This window comes from Aeromonas salmonicida (assembly GCF_028355655.1).
In the GTDB taxonomy this organism is placed as follows: domain Bacteria; phylum Pseudomonadota; class Gammaproteobacteria; order Enterobacterales; family Aeromonadaceae; genus Aeromonas; species Aeromonas salmonicida.
The window spans coordinates 2,995,308-3,012,606 of the sequence record NZ_CP110645.1 but is presented as its reverse complement, the minus strand read 5'-3'; the positions used below and the strand labels follow the sequence as shown (position 1 = coordinate 3,012,606).

Below are 17,299 nucleotides of genomic sequence, written 5' to 3'. Positions count from 1 at the left end.
CATGTCTCTCTCATTGAAAGCCGGCGCGAGCCTGCTCCTGCTGGTGGTGCTGTTTGCCTTGCTGGCACCCCTCATCTGGCCCGATCCTGCCGCCCAGGATCTGGTCAACTTTCTGGCCGACCCTTCCTGGCAGGAGCCCCTCGGGCGGGATCAGTTGGGGCGCAGCCTGATGGCGCGGCTGGCCGCTGCTACCCGCTTGTCGCTGCTGCTGGGGATCCTGTGCGTCATGACGGCCGCCCTGCTCGGTTCTCTGCTGGGTTGGCTCTCGGCCTGGCGTGGTGGTTGGGCAGACGGGCTGCTGCGCAGCCTGGCCGACGGTGTGCTGGCCCTGCCCAGCCTGCTGCTGGTGCTGTTGTTCTCCGCCATGGCTCAGGGCGGCTTTGCCATCCTCTATCTCGGTCTGGCCATGGCGCAGTGGGTGGAATACTACCGGGTGGTGCGGGCCCGCAGTCGCACCTTGCTCGCATCACCCCAGGTGGAGGCGTCCCGTCTGCTCGGTTTTGGCAACGGCTACATAGTGCGCCGCCACCTCTGGCCCGAACTGGCCCCCCAGTTGCTGACCATGATGGCGTTCGGTCTGGCGGGGGCCATTCTGACCCTCTCCACACTGGGTTTTGTCGGTGTGGGCATTCAGCCTCCCACCCCCGAGCTGGGGCTGATGATGACGGAGGCGTTGCCGCACTATCAGGAGGCACCCCGTTTGCTGCTGGCCCCCATCATGGTGATGGGCTTGATGCTGCTGGCATTGGTGCTGCTCAACCAGAAGGCAGTGCCCCATCCCCGTTCTTCACAAGGAGCCAGGTCATGACTGCTATTCACATCAAGGGCGTGCAGGTTGGCGATGGCAAGCAGACCCTGCTGCAAGCGCTGGACTTGACCCTGACTCCCGGCAGTGCCCTGACCCTGGTGGGGGAGAGTGGCTCGGGCAAATCCCTGCTGGCCCATGCCCTGATGGGCACGCTGCCTGCACCGCTAATTGGGCAAGGCCAGCTTGAGGTTGCCAGTCATCACTACGACCTGGCCGAGCCCCATCGACTGCGTGCCCTGTGGGGGCGGGAGCTGGCGATGTTGCCGCAAGAGCCTGTGATGGCACTCGACCCTACCATGGGGCTGCTGCACCAAGTGGAGGAGGGCTGGCTTGCGGGAGGTCAACAGGCCCGCTCGCGGGCGAGAGCCTCCCTCGAGCACCTGGGGCTTGCAGGGCGTGAGCGTCATTTCGCGCACCAGCTTTCCGGCGGCATGGCCCAGCGAGCCGCCTTTGCGGCCGCCACCCTGGGGCAGGCCCGACTGCTCATTGCCGACGAGCCCACCAAGGGCCTAGACAGTCTGGCCCGCGCCAGGCTGCAAGGGCTGCTGCTGGGCTATCTGGCGCAGGCTCGTCAGTTGTTGACCATCACCCACGACCTGACTCTGGCCCGGGCGCTGGGCGGCTGGGTGCTGGTGATCAAGGGGGGCGAGATAGTGGAGCAAGGGCCCGCCGAGCGGGTGTTGCATCACCCGGCTCACGCCTACACCCGGGCCCTGCTGGCGGCAGAGCCGGCGGCCTGGCCCAGGAAAAGTGCACCGGCCACAGGCGACTGGTTGCTCAGGGGGGAGGGGCTGACCATGGGGTATGGCGAACAGACCCTGTTTCAGGGTCTCGATGTGCAACTGGCAGAAGGGGAGCGCCTTGCCATCATGGCGCCGAGCGGTGCGGGCAAGAGCACCCTCGGCAATGTGCTGCTCGGTCTGCAGCGTCCTTTGCAGGGGCATGTGCTGCGCCGGGAAGGGGTCGCTCACCATCGCTGGCAGAAACTCTATCAGGATCCTGTGCAGGCGTTTGCCAGTCGGGTGCGCCTCGGGACCCTGTTTGACGATCTGCTGCGCCGCCATCGGTTGCCCCGTCAGCGTCTCATCGATTATCTGGCGAGGCTGGGGCTCGATGAGGGCTTGCTGAGGCGTCTGCCGGGTCAGGTATCGGGGGGCGAGTTGCAGCGCCTGTCGCTGATCCGGGCCCTGTTGCTGCGCCCCGTAATGCTGTTTGCCGATGAGCCCACTTCCCGGCTCGATCCCCTCAGTCAGCAGCAGACCATGACCTGCCTGCTGGAGGAGCTGGGAGAGATCGGCTGTGCCCTGCTGCTGGTGACCCATGACGAAGCCCTGGCCGACAAGGTGGGGGAACGCTGCCTGCGGCTGGGGATGACGGCAGGCACCCAAGATGAGGGGCTGGATGTTGCCCGCGTGCGGCGGACAGTATGATGATGAGGTCTGAAGGCATCTTGTCGATGATAACCCCTTGATTTGTGTCGCTGACGGGGTGAACAACCCCGTCACATTAGGAAAACTAGGGAAAGCTGATTATAAAGATTCGTTCGTTTTTCGTGATCTGAATCACTAAGATCACCCCAAGCCAAGGGAGTGTCCTGCTCCCGGCCGGTGCGGGTTCTCCGCCTTGTATTTTCACCTTTGATTGACTCTGTTTTTTGGATCCCCTCTGCAGATTATCTGCCAGGGGTGCGGCAGCTTTTGATGATTTGCGGGACTGAGATATGTATCGGCACAGTTTTTACCCTCTGTTTTTTCTGACCATTCTCATGGTCGCTGTGGGCCAGATGACCCAGACCCTGTATGTGCCCTCCATTCCCATGATGGCGGGGGACTTCAACGTGGCCTCCGGCCAGTTGCAGGCGGTGATGGCCTGTTACCTGATCCCGTACGGGCTCTCCCAGTTTGTCTATGGTCCGCTGTCGGATCGCATCGGCCGTCGCCCCGTGCTGCTTATCGGCATGATGGTGTTTCTGGTGGGGACACTGACCATTCAGCTGCTCCCGAGCTTCACGGCCCTGCTGATTGGCAGCCTGATCCAGGGGCTGGGTACCGGTGCCGGTGGTGCCATGAGCCGGACCGTGATGCGCGACCGCTACAGCGGTGCCGAGCTCAACCGGGCCAACAGTCTGGTGAGCATGGGGGTGATCTTCTCCCCGCTGCTGGCCCCCGTGCTGGGCGGCTGGTTGACCGAGCTGTTCAACTGGCGTGCCGGCTACTGGTTCCTGTTTGGTTTTGGTGCCGTGACTACCTTGGCCCTGCTGGCCTGGTTTGGTGAAACCCTGCCGGTGGCGGCGCGTCAAGAGCGGCTGCGGGTCGGCGCCGCCTACCGCCATGTGCTGGGCAATCCACGCTTCCAGGGCAACCTGCTCTGCCTGATGGCGACCTTTGCAGGACTTGCCGTGTTTGAAGCGGCGGCAGGCGTGCTGCTGGGCGATGTGCTCAAACTGAGCGCCCGCACTGTCAGCGTATTGTTCGTGCTGCCGCTGCCCGGTTATCTGTTCGGTGCCTGGCTCTCTGCCAAGCTCAGTTTTCGCCTGAGCCAGGGCAAACTGATGCGCCTTGGCATCGCCTTCCTGGCGCTGGGGTCGCTCATCATACTGCTGCCAGGCCTGTTCGGGGTGGTGAGTGCCGCCTCTTTGGTGGGGGGAGCCGCTGTTTACTTCATCGGTAGCGGCATTCTCTATCCGACCGCGACTTCCTGCGCCATCGAACCCTTCCCGGGTCAGGCAGGAACGGCTGGTGCCATTCTTGGCGGGATGCAGAACCTGGGGGCGGGGATAGTCACTCTGCTGGCGGCTTGCTTCCCGATGGAGGGCCAGGTGACCCTGGGGGCCATCATGACGATCATGGTCCTGCTGGTAGCCCTGAGCTTTGCCTGGCTGCGCCACCATGGATCGCCCCACGAGCAGATGGCGACCTGATCCTGTCTGTGCTCCTTGCATAACGAAGAAGCCCGCCATTGGCGGGCTTCTTCGTTATGGCGCCCGGCCTATGGTGGCGTCTTCTGCCACCAGATCCAGAAAGGCCCTCATGGCGGGGGTGATGCTGTGCTGGCGAGTGAGGAAGACGGTGCTGCCGGCTTCGATCGGTTCTAGGGGATGACACACCAGATCAGAGAGCTGGCTGGCGGAGTGGGCGAGGCCAGCGCTGACGATGGCCCAGCCCAGCTGGTGGCGCACCGCACTCACCAGATGGAACAGGGAGTCTGTCTCCAGCACCACATTCAGGTTTATCCGTGCGCGTTCGGCGGCGAGATCCAGGTATCGGCGAAACTGCATGGAGCGGCTTGGCAGCACCAGTGGCCGGGTTTGCAGACTGGCTAGGGTCATGGGCGCAGAGGAGGAAAGAGGCTCCGCCGCGCCGCGGTTCATCAGCACCGCCATCCAGTTGTGACCCTGAGGGTAAAGGTTGAAGGCGTGCCTGCCGGGTTCACCGGGGGGCTCGTCAAACCTCAGACCTATGTCGCACTGGTGCAGCGCCAGCTGTGACAGCAGGGCTTCGTTGCTCAGCACCGACAGGCGAATGACGATATCTGGGTAGCGCTGCTTGCACCTGGCAATAAGCGGCATGATGTCGACATTGGATTGGGGCACTATGCCGATGCGCAAGGTGCCCGACAGTTCGCCGTGAAACAGTGCCAGCTCCTGCTTGAGCGCCTCCTGTTCCAGCAGCATCCGCTCGGCGTACTGGCGCACCAGCTCGCCCGCCTCGGTGAGGGCGACGAACTGGCTGGTGCGCACCACCAGATCCGTGCCCAGGTTTTTCTCCAGCGCCGTGATGCTGGCCGACAGGGTCGGCTGGGTGATGTGGCAGGCTTTGGCGGCCTTGGCAAAATGCCGATGCCTGGCCAGTTCGTGGAAATAGTGCAGTTGCTTGATGTTCATCGCGATCTTGCGAGGCGTCTGGCGGGGTGATAGTTCAAATTAATCAATTGAAAATTCATCGTCAATAGAGTGATTCTATCGAGAGATAGATTTAATTCATTGGTTTTGCACCGCCGGGCTCTCTAAACTTGAATGCAGTTTGCATTTTTAGGCCAACCTTTCATGCCTGCAGCCAACCCCATGGTTCAACCTGCCGTCCACCATGCCTTGCCCTCGCTGGATCATCTGGTGGAGGAGGTGGCGGTATCCATCAATATCAATGGCATCAACCATGCGGTGATGATGGCGACGCCGGACGATCTCGACGATTTTGCCATAGGATTTCTGTTCTGCGAGTCGATCATCCGGCACAACCACGATGTGCACGATATCCGGGTATCCCCCGCTGAACATGGCTTTGTGCTGGATGTTACCATTGCCAATCGCTGCATGGCGCAGCTACAACTGCGTCGGCGCAGGCTGACCGGCGCGACCGGCTGTGGCATCTGCGGGGTGGAGGCGGTCGAGCAGGCATTTCCCCCCTTGCCAGCTCTGCCGCTCACCCCACCCCTTGATCTCGCCTTGCTTGCCGAACTGCGCCCGCAGATTGCGCAGTGGCAGCTCAAAGGGCAGCACTCTGGCGCCCTCCATGCTGCGCTGGCGCTGGATGAGCAGGGGCGGATCCTCCACTGCCGCGAAGATATAGGGCGCCACAATGCCCTCGACAAGCTGATTGGTCTCCTGTTGCGCCAACCACAGGCCTGCGACACCCTGCTGGTGACCAGTCGCTGCGGCAGCGAGCTGGTGCAAAAGGCGGCGCTATTCGGCGCTCGCCACCTTGTCTGTCTGGCTTCGCCCAGCCAGCTGGCGGTCAGGCTGGCCCTCAAATACAACCTCAATGTCGTCCATATTCCCAAGTTTGATGCCCCGGTCAGCTACTCCAGCTATCGCCCGGCGGATCCCATCGGAGAGTGCCATGAGTCATATTGAAAAACCTGCCAAAGCAGGCGGTTTCTCGTCCCTGCAGTCCACCATGAAGCAGGTGTTGCGCAGCCAGAAGACCCGCCAGAACATCAAGAATCTGCTGCGGGTCAACCAGACCGATGGCTTCGACTGTCCGGGCTGCGCCTGGGGCGACAACGATCACGGCGCCTTCCAGTTTTGCGAAAACGGCGCCAAGGCGGTGGCCTGGGAGTCCACCGGCAAGACGGTGGGGGCCGCGTTTTTTGCGGCCCACTCGGTGCGCCAGCTGGCCACCCAGAGCGACTACTGGCTGGAGTATCAGGGGCGGCTGACCGAGCCGCTGCGCTATGACCCGGCGACCGATCACTATGAACCGATAAGCTGGGATGAGGCCTTTTCGCTGATCGCCGACACCCTCAAGGGGCTCGACAGCCCGGATGAGGTGGAGTTCTACACCTCGGGCCGCGCCAGTAACGAGGCTTCTTACCTTTATCAGCTGTTTGGCCGCCTGTTTGGCACCAACAACTTCCCCGACTGCTCCAACATGTGCCACGAGGCGAGCGGGGTGGCGCTGACTCAGTCGGTCGGCGTCGGCAAGGGCACTGTGGTGCTGGATGATTTTGACCGTGCCGAGGCGGTGTTCGTCTATGGCCAGAATCCGGGCACCAACCATCCGCGCATGATGAATGCCCTGCGCAAGGCGGCGCGCAACGGCTGCAAGATTGTCAGCTTCAACAATCTCAAAGAGGTGGCCCTTGAGCGCTTTGCCAGTCCGCAGAGCCCGCTCGAGCTGCTGACCCCGGCGGCGACCACCATCAGCCACCAATACCTGACGCCCAAACTGGGCGGCGACATGGCTGCCATCCGTGGCATGGCCAAGTACATGCTGGAAGAGGCGCCCGAGGTGGTGGATCGCGACTTTATCGCCCGCCATACCCGCCACTTTGATGAGTACGAGGCGCAGGTGCGCGCCACAGGCTGGGTCGAGATCGAGCAGCAATCCGGCCTGACTCGCGCCGATATCGTGCAGGCTGCCCGCGTGTTTGCCGCCAGTCGCAGCGTCATCAGCTGCTGGGCCATGGGGCTGACCCAGCATCTGCACTCGGTCGACACCATCCGCGAAATAGCCAACCTGCACCTGATGCGTGGCCAGATGGGCAAGCCGGGGGCGGGGCTCTGTCCGGTACGGGGCCACAGCAACGTACAGGGCAACCGCACCATGGGGATTAACGAGAAGCCGACCGCGGCCTTTATCGACCGCCTAGAGCATCACCTGCAGGTGAGTCTGCCCAGGGCGCGTGGTCACAACGTCTATGAGGCGCTCAAGGCATTGCACGAGGGCAAGAGCAAGGTGCTCATCTGCCTGGGCGGCAACCTGGCCGCCGCAGCACCCGACACCGACTTCACCTACGGAGCCATGAAGAGGGCCGCGCTTAATGTACAGATCAGCACCAAGCTCAACCGCAGCCATCTGCAGGTGGGCAAGGCGGCGCTGATCCTGCCCTGTCTGGGTCGTACCGAGCTCGATATCCAGCGCACGGGCAACCAGAAGATCACGGTGGAGGATACTTTCAGCATGGTGCACGCCTCGACCGGTACGGCCGAGCCGGTGTCGCCGCTCTGCTTGTCAGAGACCGACATAGTGGCGCGGATGGCCCACGCTACCCTTGGCCGCGAGCGGGTCGACTGGTTGGCGCTGCGCGATGACTATGGCCGCATTCGCGATCTCATCGAGCAGACCATCGCAGGTTTCACCGATTTCAATGCCCGCATCCAGCAGCCGTGTGGCTTTCATCTGGACAACGCCGCGGCGCAACTGAGGTGGAATACCGCCAGCGGCAGCGCCGAGTTTCGTGCCAGCACCCTGCCGCGCTCTGTGTTGCCGGAGTGTACCCGCCATGCCGAACAGATGAGCGATCAGCCGGTCTTGCTGCTGCAGAGCCTGCGTTCCCACGATCAGTACAACACCACCATCTACGGCATGGACGATCGCTATCGCGGCATCAAGGGCCAGCGCAACGTGGTATTTATGAACGGGGCGGATGCCCACCGTCTCGGTTTTGCCGAAGGGGATCGGGTCGATATGGCGGCCATCTGCAACGATGGGCGCGAGCGGATCGTGACCGGGTTCAACGTGGTGATTTATGAGATCCCGCAGGGCAATATCGCGGCCTACTATCCCGAAACCAACCCGCTGGTGCCCATCGACAGCATAGGGGAGGGCTCGTTTACCCCCACCTCCAAGTCGATACCCGTGCTGGTGAGCGCCTCTCGTCAGCAGGAAAATCTGCTGCTGAGCAAATGAGATAGCGCAGCTGTGCCGGTTGGTGAGTGATCTTCAAGCAAAGAAAAAGCCCGTCATCGTGATGACGGGCTTTTTGCTGTTGGTACCCCGGAGATGCCGTTGCCGGTTTGGGCCCTTGAACCGTAGGTTCAAGGCGGGAATCGAATCTGACCGCAGGCTTCTCGGTCGTGCCGAGCATGCGCAATAGCCAGAAGGCCGATCCCCTGTTGGGTATGATTATCGGCTCGGGGACTTGAACCGGCTGACGCACATCCCAGGGAATTTTAAAACGTTGCGCGATTAGGGCTGCTGGCCCTGTTCGCTGGATTCGCCATACTGTCCGTGTTCGATCAGCGCCGCTTCTATGGTGCGTTGCAGCATCTTGATCCGCTTGTCCATGGTCTCAGAGTATTGGTGATTCTTCTCTTTTTCAAGGCATAGCTCATGGCAAAAATTGAGTGCTGCCATTACCGCCAGCTGTTCGTTGCTGGAGACCTTGGAGCGCTGACGCAGCTCTATGAGTTTGTCAGTCAGCTGGTCGGCGGCCTGGCGCAGGGCGTCCTGCTGTCCCAAGGGACAGGATACCTTGTAGGGACGTCCCAAAATGACGATTTCTACGGCCTCTGTGCTCATGCCTTCCTCAATACGGCGGTGCTGATTTCCGCCTTTATCCACGTGGACAACTGGGCGGGACTATATAGCGCAGATGCAGAAGTTTCAAGGCCTTGCTGGCTCTGGAAGGGGGAGAATGCTAGGATCCTGACCATTAATTCTGCATATTTGCCTGAACTTTGAGCGGATCTTCGATGAGCAAAACGAACCCCCTGAAATACACGGCCGTGGCCGACCTGATGGAACAGCATGAGCTGATGGCAACGGCGGTGGAGGCCCATGGCGTGATCTGCGGTCTCGTCTGCGGTGGCGTGGCACTGGATGACAAGAGCTGGTTGCCGCCTTTCAACGACCTGGTCAACGACGGTTTCGGCCTGCCGGCCCCGGTGCGCCAGGTGATGACAGATCTCTATCATGAGATAGTCGAGAGCCTGATGGCCCAGAAGGGTGTCGAGCTGCTGCTGCCAAGCGACGAGGCGCCGCTCGATGAGCGTATCGATTCGCTGGTGGACTGGTCCCAGGCATTCCTGGCCGGTTTTGGTGTGGCGCAGCAGGAGCTGTCCAAAGCGTCTGAAGAGTTGCAGGAGATGATCCAGGACATCGCCAGCATCACCCAGGTTTCTGCCGAGTTCGATCAGGAAGATGATGAAAACGAAGCCTCCTTCCTGGTGCTCTACGAGCATGTGCGCCTGGGGGTCATGATGACCTTCGAGGAGTTTGGCAAACGCCCGGATACCCCGATCGCACCGCCGACTTTGCATTGATTGGCCCTTGCGGTCGTCACTGCGACAGAAACAGCATAAAACAACGCAGAGCGCCCAGGTGGCGCTCTGCTTTTATCCGGCCTTGTTGCAGGTGTCGGCTTGCCGACATAGTCCGGCAGGTTTTCGATTGCGTCATGGCTGCCCCCCGATTTTTGCCCGTGGCTTCGCATCCTGGCCCACTGCTTTGTGATAGCATGAGGCCACGTTTTAGCTTCTCCCTCTCATCTCATGTCTCAATCTGATCTGGTTCACGTCGATGTGGCTATCGTCGGCGGTGGAATGAGTGGCGCCGTGCTGGCGCTCTCCCTCGCAGCGCTACGAGGTGCTGACGGCAAACCCCTGCAGATCCTGCTGCTGGAGGCGAGCGCCCCCGAGCTCACGCTTCACCCTGGCTTCGATGCCCGTGCCATAGCGCTCTCTGCAGGCACCTGCGAGGCGCTTGCCCGCCACGGACTCTGGCCTCGCTTCGCCCCTCACTGCTCCCCCATCACCCAGGTCCATGTCTCGGATCGGGGCCATGGCGGTCAGGCCAGACTGTCGGCGACGGAATATGGTTTGCCCGCGCTTGGTCAGGTGATCGAGCTCTCGGCGGCAGGGATTGAGCTGCAACAGGCGATCGCGGCCTGCCCGCAGATCCGGATGCAGTGCCCGGCCATGCTGGCCAGGGTCGAGCCGCTGGAAGAGGGGGTGGATTTACTGCTGGCCAGCGGTGAGCGTTACCAGACCCGACTGCTGGTGGCGGCCGATGGCGGCAACTCCTTCGTGCGCCAGCACTTCAAGATGGCGGTGACCCGCCACGACTTTGAGCAGAGCGCCATCATAGCTACCGTCAAGACGGCGCAGGATCCTGCCGGTCGGGCGTTCGAGCGCTTCACCGAGGGGGGCCCGCTGGCCTTGTTGCCGATGCAGGAGGGGCTCTCCTCTCTGGTGTGGAGCGTCGGGCGGGATCAGGTGGATGAACTGATGGCGCTGGATGAGGCCGCCTTTCTCGCCCGGCTGCAACAGGCGTTTGGCTGGCGGCTGGGGCGCTTCGAGCGGGCCGGTCAGCGCCACGTTTATCCGCTGGTGCTGACGGCGGCTGACTATCCACTGGCCCAGCGCACAGTGCTGGTGGGCAATGCCGCTCACCTGCTGCACCCTATCGCAGGGCAGGGCTTCAACCTCGGCATGCGCGACCTTGACCTGCTCACCCAGGCGGTTGCTCGTGCGCTTGCCGTGGGGGAGGACATCGGCAGTTTCGGCGTGCTCAACGGCTACTGGCAGCAACGCAAGGAGGATCAGGCCAAGACCATCTGGCTCACCTCCTCGCTGGCCCAGCTCTTCTCCAATAGTCATGAGCCCCTGGTGGCAGGCCGCAACCTCTTGCTCTCCCTGATGGGGCGGCTGACTTGTCTCAAGGCGCCGCTGGCCTCCCGCACCTTGGGGTTTGTAGCCGACCTGTGCCGTAAATAAGGTGTGCCGCCCATAGGCGGCAGCAAACCGCGTATTGAACGGGGTCGATGCCAATGGGCGCCCCCTGCTGACCCTGTCGGTCAGCCACGAAAGGAACAGATGATGCAGATGCAAAACGTGGATGTGGTTATTGTGGGAGGTGGCATGGTGGGCCTGGGGCTCGCCGCCGCACTCAAGCAGAGCGGCCTCAAGATTGCCATCGTGGAGGGGCAGTTGCCCGAACCCCAGCTCGGCGAGGCACCGGACAACCGGGTCAGTGCCCTGAGTCTGGCCAGCCAGCGCATCTTGCAGCAGGTTGGTGCCTGGGCCGGTATCGAGGCGCGCCGCCTGCAGCCCTACGAGAAGATGCAGGTGTGGGAGCAAGACAGCTTCGGCCAAATTGGTTTTGATGCCGCCAGCCTGCGCCAGGCGGCGCTCGGCCACATAGTCGAGAACCGGGTCATCCAGCTGGCGCTGCTGGAGGCGATCCTCGGTGACAGTAACGGGGAGGCGAGCAACATCAGCCTGCTGAGCCCCGTCCGGGCAGCCAGCCTGCAAAGTGGCGAGGCGGGATCACTCCTGCTGCTGGATGATGGTCGTGCCTTGTCGGCCAAACTGGTGGTGGCCGCCGATGGCGCCCACTCCTGGGTGCGCCGCCAGGCCGATATTCCGCTCACCAGCTGGGATTACGGCCACCATGCCCTGGTGGCGACGGTACGCTGTGCCGAGCCCCATGAGGCGGTGGCCCGCCAGATCTTCACCCCGGATGGCCCGCTCGCCTTCCTGCCCCTGTGGCAACCCAACCTCTGTTCCATCGTCTGGTCCGTGCCCGCCACCCGGGCTGAGGCGCTGTGCGCCTGCGATGATGAACAGTTCAACCGCCAGCTCACCACCGCCTTCGATGGTCGGCTGGGATTGTGCAAGGTGGAAGGGGCGCGCAGCGCCATCCCGCTCACCGCCCGCTATGCCCGCGACTTCGCCCGCGAGCGGCTGGTGCTGGTGGGGGATGCGGCCCATACCATACATCCGCTGGCGGGGCAGGGGGTCAACCTCGGCCTGCTGGATGCCGCTGCGCTGGCCGAGCAGATAGTGCAGAGTCAGCGCGCTGGCATTGATATCGGTCTGCTGGCCAACTTGCGTGGCTATGAGCGCTGGCGCAAGAGCGAGGCGGCCCGCATGCTGGCGGCGATGGAAGGGCTCAAGCGACTGTTCAGCGGGGCCAACCCCCTCAAGAAGCTGGTGCGCGGAATGGGATTGTGCGCCTTCGATGCGCTGGTGCCGCTCAAGCAGGGGGTGATCCGGGCCGCCATGGGGCTCGATGGCGAACTGCCTGGGTTGGCCAAGGGTGAAAAAATCTAATACTACTCAGGTTTTTTTACAACAAAACTAATGTGACGAGGCTGATGACCCATTTTGGGCATCAGCCTTTAATCTGGGTGGTGGGCGAAACGTTTTTCTTCAAATTGTGACGAAACGGTAAAAATCAAAATTTAATCTCGTGTGAGTCGCTGTTCGACTGTTTTTATCACTGTTTTTACCTTAGTGTCTGGGGTCTGTTTACTGGCGGTGGATTAGTTTTTTTTGAGCGGCGTGCTCGCCCTCTTGTCATATAATCCGCTGCGTTCAAGGAATCACTCTTGCCCCGCGGGGCTGGAACGAGCACAGACTCCGACTGTCTCTTCTCTTTCTGTTGCACAGGCGATTGACCGTACTGTTGGCTGTCAGAGGAAGGCGGATTGCGAGTGTTGTCGCGAACGCTTAAGGAAACACAGCGATGATCCAGACTACAGTACTGCATCCCAAGCACCTGGAAGCCGGCGCCAAAATGGTGGACTTCCACGGTTGGGAAATGCCCATCAACTACGGCTCCCAGCTGGAAGAGCACCACGCGGTGCGCACCGATGCCGGCATGTTCGACGTCTCCCACATGACCATAGTCGACTTGACCGGCGAGCGGGTCAAAGCCTTCCTGCAACACCTGCTGGCCAACGACGTGGCCAAACTCACAGTCCCGGGCAAGGCCCTCTACAGCGGCATGCTCAACCCCGATGGCGGCGTCATCGATGACCTCATTACCTATTATCTGACCGATACCTTCTACCGTCTGGTGGTGAACTCCGCCACTCGCGAGAAGGATCTGGCCTGGATCCGCCACCACGCCATCGATTTTGCCGTGAGCGTGACCGAACGCCCCGAACTCGCCATGATCGCGGTACAGGGCCCCAACGCCAAGGCCAAGGCGGCCAAGGTGTTCACCCCTGAGCAGAACGCGGCAGTGGAAGGCATGAAGCCCTTCTTCGGCGTGCAGGCAGGGGATCTCTTTATCGCCACCACCGGTTACACAGGTGAAGACGGTTATGAAATCGTGGTGCCGCAAGAGAAGGCGTGTGACCTGTGGCAGGCGCTGCTGGATAACGGCGTGGCCCCGTGCGGGCTGGGAGCGCGGGATACCCTGCGTCTCGAAGCCGGCATGAACCTCTACAGCCAGGATATGGACGAAAGCATCAGCCCGCTCGCCGCCAACATGGCCTGGACCCTGGCCTTCAAACCGGCCTCCCGCCAGTTTATCGGTCGCGCCGCGCTGGAAGCACAAAAAGCGGCGGGTACCCAGCCCAAGCAGGTCGGTCTGGTGATGGAAGAGAAGGGCGTACTGCGTGCCGGCATGCCAGTCACCTTCACCACCGCCAGCGGTGAAAAACGGGAAGGTGTGATCACCTCCGGCTCTTTCTCGCCGACCCTGGGCTACAGTATTGCCCTGGCGCGGGTGCCCCGCGATATCGGCGAGCAGGCCGAGGTGGAGATCCGCAAGAAGCTGGTCACCGTCAAGGTCACCAAGCCCGCTTTCGTGCGCAACGGCCAGAAACTGGTGTAACAACCCCATTGCGGCGAAGGGGATCGCCTTCGCCAGTACCCCTTGTACCCCCTCCAGGTACAAGTGATCCAAGTGAATAAGGAAGCACAAATGAGCCATATCCCGAGCGAACTGAAATATGCCACCTCCCACGAGTGGATCCGTGTTGAAGCCAACGGCGAGGCCGTGATTGGTATCACAGAGCACGCCCAGGATCTGCTGGGAGACATGGTATTTGTCGACCTGCCGGAAGTGGGCAAGCAAATTGGTGCCGGTGATGACTGCGCCGTGGCCGAGTCGGTCAAGGCCGCCTCTGACATCTACAGCCCTGTGAGTGGCGAGATTGTTGCCGTCAACGAGGAGCTGGAAGGCAGCCCTGAGCTGGTCAACTCAGACCCCTACGGCGCTGGTTGGCTGTTCCGCATCAAGCTGGACGATGCGGGTGAGCTCGCCAACCTGCTGGATGCCGAAGGCTACCAGAACCTGGTGGACGAAGAGTAATGCCCCTGGGCCCTGCCAACACGGCAGGGCCCGTTTGTATGTCTGCCAGCCGGACCCGTACCGGCCGGCATCAGGGTGAAGTCGCCCGCGCCCGCCGCTTGCAGGCATGGCCTGCCATCGGGCCAGTCTGTTTGTGCGCCAGGTTATGCGTAACAAGGTGACCCCCTGTCGATGCTGTCGCAGCATCCGGTACTGCACTGTGCACACTGCCTGCGGTATTCAGAACATGAGTGGAGTCGGTATCAGCCGGCTATCAGGAACATCAGGTCTTGGTTACCAGGACTTATTACCAGGAATAGGGAAATGACCCAGTCACTGTTTGAACTCGAACAAAAAACCGATTTCATCCGCCGCCACATAGGCCCGGGTGAGGAAGAGCTGCGTGTGCTGCTGGCCGAGGTGGGCGCCGAGAGTCTGGATGACCTGATTGAGCAGACGGTCCCCGCCGCCATTCGCCGTCCGGGCCCGCTTGGCATTGGTGCCTCCATGACCGAAGTGGAGGCACTGGCCAAACTCAAGGGCTACGCCGCCCAGAACAAGATTGCCAAGAGCTACATCGGCATGGGTTATCACGATACCCATGTGCCCCATGTCATCTTGCGCAACGTGCTGGAAAACCCGGGCTGGTATACTGCCTACACCCCGTATCAGCCGGAGCTGGCTCAGGGCCGCCTCGAAGCCCTGCTCAACTTCCAGCAACTAACGCTGGACTTGACCGGCATGGATCTCGCCAGCGCCTCCCTGCTGGATGAAGCCACTGCCGCTGCCGAAGCCATGGCGCTGGCCAAGCGCATGGCCAAGTCCAAGTCTCATCTCTTCTTCGTGGCCGATGACGTGCATCCCCAGGTGATCGACGTGGTCAAGGAGCGCGCCGTGCACTTTGGCTTCGACGTGGCCGTCGGCCCTGCCAGCGAGGCGGTGAGCGAAGAGGTGTTCGGTGCCCTGTTCCAGTACCCCACCACCACGGGGGAAGTGAAGGATGTACGGGCGCTGGTCGCCGCCGTGCAAGCCCAGAAGGGGCTGGCCTGCGTCAGCGCCGACCTGCTCTCCCTGCTGTTGCTCAAGTCCCCGGGTGAACTGGGCGCCGACGTGGTGTTCGGCTCAGCCCAGCGCTTCGGCGTGCCCATGGGTTACGGTGGCCCTCACGCCGCCTTCTTCGCCACCCGCGACGCCTACAAGCGCTCCATGCCGGGTCGCATCATAGGCGTTTCCAAGGACGCCCGTGGCAAGAGTGCCCTGCGCATGGCGATGCAGACCCGCGAGCAACATATCCGCCGCGAGAAGGCCAACTCCAATATCTGTACCGCCCAAGTGCTGCTGGCCAACATGGCGAGCTTCTACGCCGTCTACCACGGCCCGGTGGGACTGAAAACCATCGCCTCCCGTGTGCACCGTCTCACCAGCATCCTGGCGCAGGGGCTTAAAACCAAGGGCGTGGCCCTCAAACACGCCAGCTGGTTCGATACGCTTACCGTACTGACGGGCGACAAGGCGGCACTGATCGCCCAGGCCGAAGGGCTGGGCATCAACCTGCGCGCCGATCTGGATGGTGCCGTAGGCGTATCTCTCTCCGAGACCACCACTCGTGGCGACGTGGCCGAGCTGTTCGATCTCTTCCTCGGCAAGGGCCACGGCCTGGACGTGGAGGCGCTCGACAAGGCGGCCCAGACCCATCAGGGCATCCCGCAGGATCTGCTGCGCACCGACGCCGTGCTGACCCACGAGGTGTTCAACAAGTATCACTCCGAGACCGAGATGCTGCGTTACATCCACCGTCTCGAAGCCAAGGATCTGGCGCTCAACTACGCCATGATTTCCCTGGGTTCTTGCACCATGAAGCTCAACGCCACCGCCGAGATGATCCCGGTGACCTGGCCCGAGTTCGGCAAGCTGCACCCCTTCGCTCCGCTGGCCCAGGCCAAGGGCTACCAGCTGCTGCTGGCAGACCTCGAAGACTGGCTGGTGAAGGTGACAGGTTATGATGCGGTCTGCATGCAGCCCAACTCTGGCGCCCAGGGTGAATACGCAGGCTTGCTCGCCATCAAGAAGTACCACGAGTCCCGTGGCGACGGTCATCGCGATATCTGCCTGATCCCTGCCTCTGCCCACGGCACCAACCCTGCCTCAGCCCAGATGGCGGGGCTGCGGGTCATCGTCACCGCCTGTGACAAGTCCGGCAACGTGGATCTCGACGACCTGCGCGCCAAGGCCGCCGAGGCGGGGGAGAAGCTTAGCTGTCTGATGGTGACCTATCCCTCCACCCACGGGGTGTACGAGGAGACCATCAAGGAGGTGTGCGACATCGTTCACCAGCACGGTGGTCAGGTCTACCTTGACGGTGCCAACATGAACGCCCAGGTGGGCCTCACTGCCCCGGGCTTTATCGGCGCGGACGTGTCACACCTCAACCTGCACAAGACCTTCGCCATCCCTCACGGTGGTGGCGGTCCGGGCATGGGCCCCATCGGCGTGAAGAAACACCTGGCACCCTTTGTGGCCGGCCACGCCGTGGTCAAGACCGACAAGGAGAGCCGCAACAACGGCGCAGTGTCGGCGGCACCGTTCGGTTCGGCCAGTATATTGCCCATCAGCTGGATGTACATCGCCATGCTGGGCGACGAGGGGCTGAAGAAATCCACCCAGGTGGCCATCCTCAACGCCAACTATCTGGCCAAGAAGCTGGGGGAGTCCTTCCCCGTGCTCTATTCCGGCCGTAACGGCCGGGTGGCTCACGAGTGCATCCTGGATATCCGTCCGCTGAAAGAGGCGTCCGGTATCAGCGAGATGGACGTGGCCAAGCGGTTGATGGACTACGGCTTCCACGCGCCGACCATGAGCTTCCCGGTAGCGGGTACCCTGATGGTCGAGCCGACCGAATCCGAATCCAAGCGCGAGCTGGATCGCTTCGTCGAGGCGATGACCGCCATCCGTGCCGAGATTGCCAAGGTGCAGGACGGCCACTGGAGCCTGACCGACAATCCGCTGGTCAACGCGCCCCACACCCAGGATGACGTGATGGATGCAGAGTGGTCCCGTGGCTACAGCCGCGCCGAGGCGGTCTTCCCGTCCGACGCAGTGCGCGCAGCCAAACTGTGGCCGTCAGTGAATCGCATCGACGATGTCTACGGCGATCGCAACCTGTTCTGCTCCTGCATCCCCACCGAGGATTACGTCAAGTAAGCGCGGTACGCTGCGGACAAGAGCAATAAACCACAGGGCCACC

Annotated in this window: 13 protein-coding genes and 1 other RNA gene; 11 read left to right on the top strand and 3 right to left on the bottom strand. The window is 62.0% G+C overall.

What is annotated here, in order from left to right; all coding sequences use genetic code 11:
* The first annotated feature begins 1 nt into the window (after window position 1).
* The 3 genes from ONZ54_RS14150 (at window position 2) to emrD (ending at window position 3,728) form a co-directional block, all read left to right on the top strand.
* Window positions 2–808: an ABC transporter permease gene (locus ONZ54_RS14150; protein ID WP_059112307.1), complete on the top strand. Its 807-nt coding sequence runs from the start codon at window positions 2–4 to the stop codon at window positions 806–808.
* Window positions 805–2,238: an ABC transporter ATP-binding protein gene (locus ONZ54_RS14145; protein ID WP_271786473.1), complete on the top strand. Its 1,434-nt coding sequence runs from the start codon at window positions 805–807 to the stop codon at window positions 2,236–2,238. Before ONZ54_RS14150 ends, ONZ54_RS14145 begins: the two co-directional genes overlap by 4 nt.
* A 290-nt stretch (window positions 2,239–2,528) precedes the next feature.
* Window positions 2,529–3,728 (top strand): multidrug efflux MFS transporter EmrD, encoded by a 1,200-nt coding sequence (gene emrD / locus ONZ54_RS14140; RefSeq protein WP_021139812.1) that lies wholly within the window; start codon window positions 2,529–2,531, stop codon window positions 3,726–3,728.
* Between the two features lie 54 nt (window positions 3,729–3,782).
* Here emrD and ONZ54_RS14135 read toward each other — a convergent pair whose 3' ends face one another.
* The gene (locus tag ONZ54_RS14135; RefSeq protein ID WP_271786472.1) at window positions 3,783–4,691 is read right to left on the bottom strand and encodes a LysR family transcriptional regulator; all 909 of its coding nucleotides are present in this window, start codon (window positions 4,689–4,691) and stop codon (window positions 3,783–3,785) included.
* Window positions 4,692–4,871: 180 nt separating this feature from the next.
* Between ONZ54_RS14135 and fdhD the strand changes: the two genes are divergently transcribed.
* Window positions 4,872–5,660, top strand: coding sequence for a formate dehydrogenase accessory sulfurtransferase FdhD (fdhD, locus tag ONZ54_RS14130; protein ID WP_271786471.1), 789 nt, complete (start codon window positions 4,872–4,874; stop codon window positions 5,658–5,660).
* The gene (locus ONZ54_RS14125; protein WP_271786470.1) at window positions 5,647–7,938 is read left to right on the top strand and encodes an FdhF/YdeP family oxidoreductase; all 2,292 of its coding nucleotides are present in this window, start codon (window positions 5,647–5,649) and stop codon (window positions 7,936–7,938) included. Before fdhD ends, ONZ54_RS14125 begins: the two co-directional genes overlap by 14 nt.
* Window positions 7,939–8,018: 80 nt before the next feature.
* Here ONZ54_RS14125 and ssrS read toward each other — a convergent pair.
* Window positions 8,019–8,201, bottom strand: a non-coding RNA gene (ssrS, locus tag ONZ54_RS14120) — 6S RNA.
* A gap of 16 nt (window positions 8,202–8,217) precedes the next feature.
* A complete protein-coding gene (zapA, locus tag ONZ54_RS14115; RefSeq protein WP_005310350.1) occupies window positions 8,218–8,550 on the bottom strand; it encodes a cell division protein ZapA in 333 nt (110 codons plus the stop codon).
* Window positions 8,551–8,723: 173 nt separating this feature from the next.
* Here zapA and ONZ54_RS14110 point away from each other — a divergent pair, with 173 nt between their 5' ends.
* The 6 genes from ONZ54_RS14110 to gcvP all read left to right on the top strand — a co-directional run bounded on the left by ONZ54_RS14110 (window position 8,724) and on the right by gcvP (window position 17,256).
* Window positions 8,724–9,293, top strand: a complete 570-nt coding sequence (locus ONZ54_RS14110) for a UPF0149 family protein (protein WP_017411397.1) — start codon at window positions 8,724–8,726, stop codon at window positions 9,291–9,293.
* A 228-nt stretch (window positions 9,294–9,521) separates the two neighbouring features.
* Window positions 9,522–10,745, top strand: a complete 1,224-nt coding sequence (gene ubiH, locus ONZ54_RS14105) for a 2-octaprenyl-6-methoxyphenyl hydroxylase (protein WP_271786469.1) — start codon at window positions 9,522–9,524, stop codon at window positions 10,743–10,745.
* A 102-nt stretch (window positions 10,746–10,847) separates the two neighbouring features.
* Window positions 10,848–12,083, top strand: a complete 1,236-nt coding sequence (locus ONZ54_RS14100; protein WP_271788287.1) for an FAD-dependent 2-octaprenylphenol hydroxylase — start codon at window positions 10,848–10,850, stop codon at window positions 12,081–12,083.
* 415 nt (window positions 12,084–12,498) lie between these two features.
* Window positions 12,499–13,596, top strand: coding sequence for a glycine cleavage system aminomethyltransferase GcvT (gene gcvT / locus ONZ54_RS14095; protein WP_271786468.1), 1,098 nt, complete (start codon window positions 12,499–12,501; stop codon window positions 13,594–13,596).
* Between the two features lie 90 nt (window positions 13,597–13,686).
* Window positions 13,687–14,076, top strand: a complete 390-nt coding sequence (gcvH, locus tag ONZ54_RS14090) for a glycine cleavage system protein GcvH (protein WP_271786467.1) — start codon at window positions 13,687–13,689, stop codon at window positions 14,074–14,076.
* A 303-nt stretch (window positions 14,077–14,379) separates the two neighbouring features.
* Window positions 14,380–17,256, top strand: a complete 2,877-nt coding sequence (gene gcvP, locus ONZ54_RS14085) for an aminomethyl-transferring glycine dehydrogenase (RefSeq protein ID WP_271786466.1) — start codon at window positions 14,380–14,382, stop codon at window positions 17,254–17,256.
* Window positions 17,257–17,299: the final 43 nt, after the last annotated feature.

Coding starts and splice junctions, on each gene's coding strand:
- ONZ54_RS14150 (WP_059112307.1), top strand. CDS start 2: ATGTCTCTCTCATTGAAAGCCGGCGCGAGCCTGCTCCTGCTGGTGGTG.
- ONZ54_RS14145 (WP_271786473.1), top strand. CDS start 805: ATGACTGCTATTCACATCAAGGGCGTGCAGGTTGGCGATGGCAAGCAG.
- emrD (WP_021139812.1), top strand. CDS start 2,529: ATGTATCGGCACAGTTTTTACCCTCTGTTTTTTCTGACCATTCTCATG.
- ONZ54_RS14135 (WP_271786472.1), bottom strand. CDS start 4,691: ATGAACATCAAGCAACTGCACTATTTCCACGAACTGGCCAGGCATCGG.
- fdhD (WP_271786471.1), top strand. CDS start 4,872: ATGGTTCAACCTGCCGTCCACCATGCCTTGCCCTCGCTGGATCATCTG.
- ONZ54_RS14125 (WP_271786470.1), top strand. CDS start 5,647: ATGAGTCATATTGAAAAACCTGCCAAAGCAGGCGGTTTCTCGTCCCTG.
- zapA (WP_005310350.1), bottom strand. CDS start 8,550: ATGAGCACAGAGGCCGTAGAAATCGTCATTTTGGGACGTCCCTACAAG.
- ONZ54_RS14110 (WP_017411397.1), top strand. CDS start 8,724: ATGAGCAAAACGAACCCCCTGAAATACACGGCCGTGGCCGACCTGATG.
- ubiH (WP_271786469.1), top strand. CDS start 9,522: ATGTCTCAATCTGATCTGGTTCACGTCGATGTGGCTATCGTCGGCGGT.
- ONZ54_RS14100 (WP_271788287.1), top strand. CDS start 10,848: ATGCAGATGCAAAACGTGGATGTGGTTATTGTGGGAGGTGGCATGGTG.
- gcvT (WP_271786468.1), top strand. CDS start 12,499: ATGATCCAGACTACAGTACTGCATCCCAAGCACCTGGAAGCCGGCGCC.
- gcvH (WP_271786467.1), top strand. CDS start 13,687: ATGAGCCATATCCCGAGCGAACTGAAATATGCCACCTCCCACGAGTGG.
- gcvP (WP_271786466.1), top strand. CDS start 14,380: ATGACCCAGTCACTGTTTGAACTCGAACAAAAAACCGATTTCATCCGC.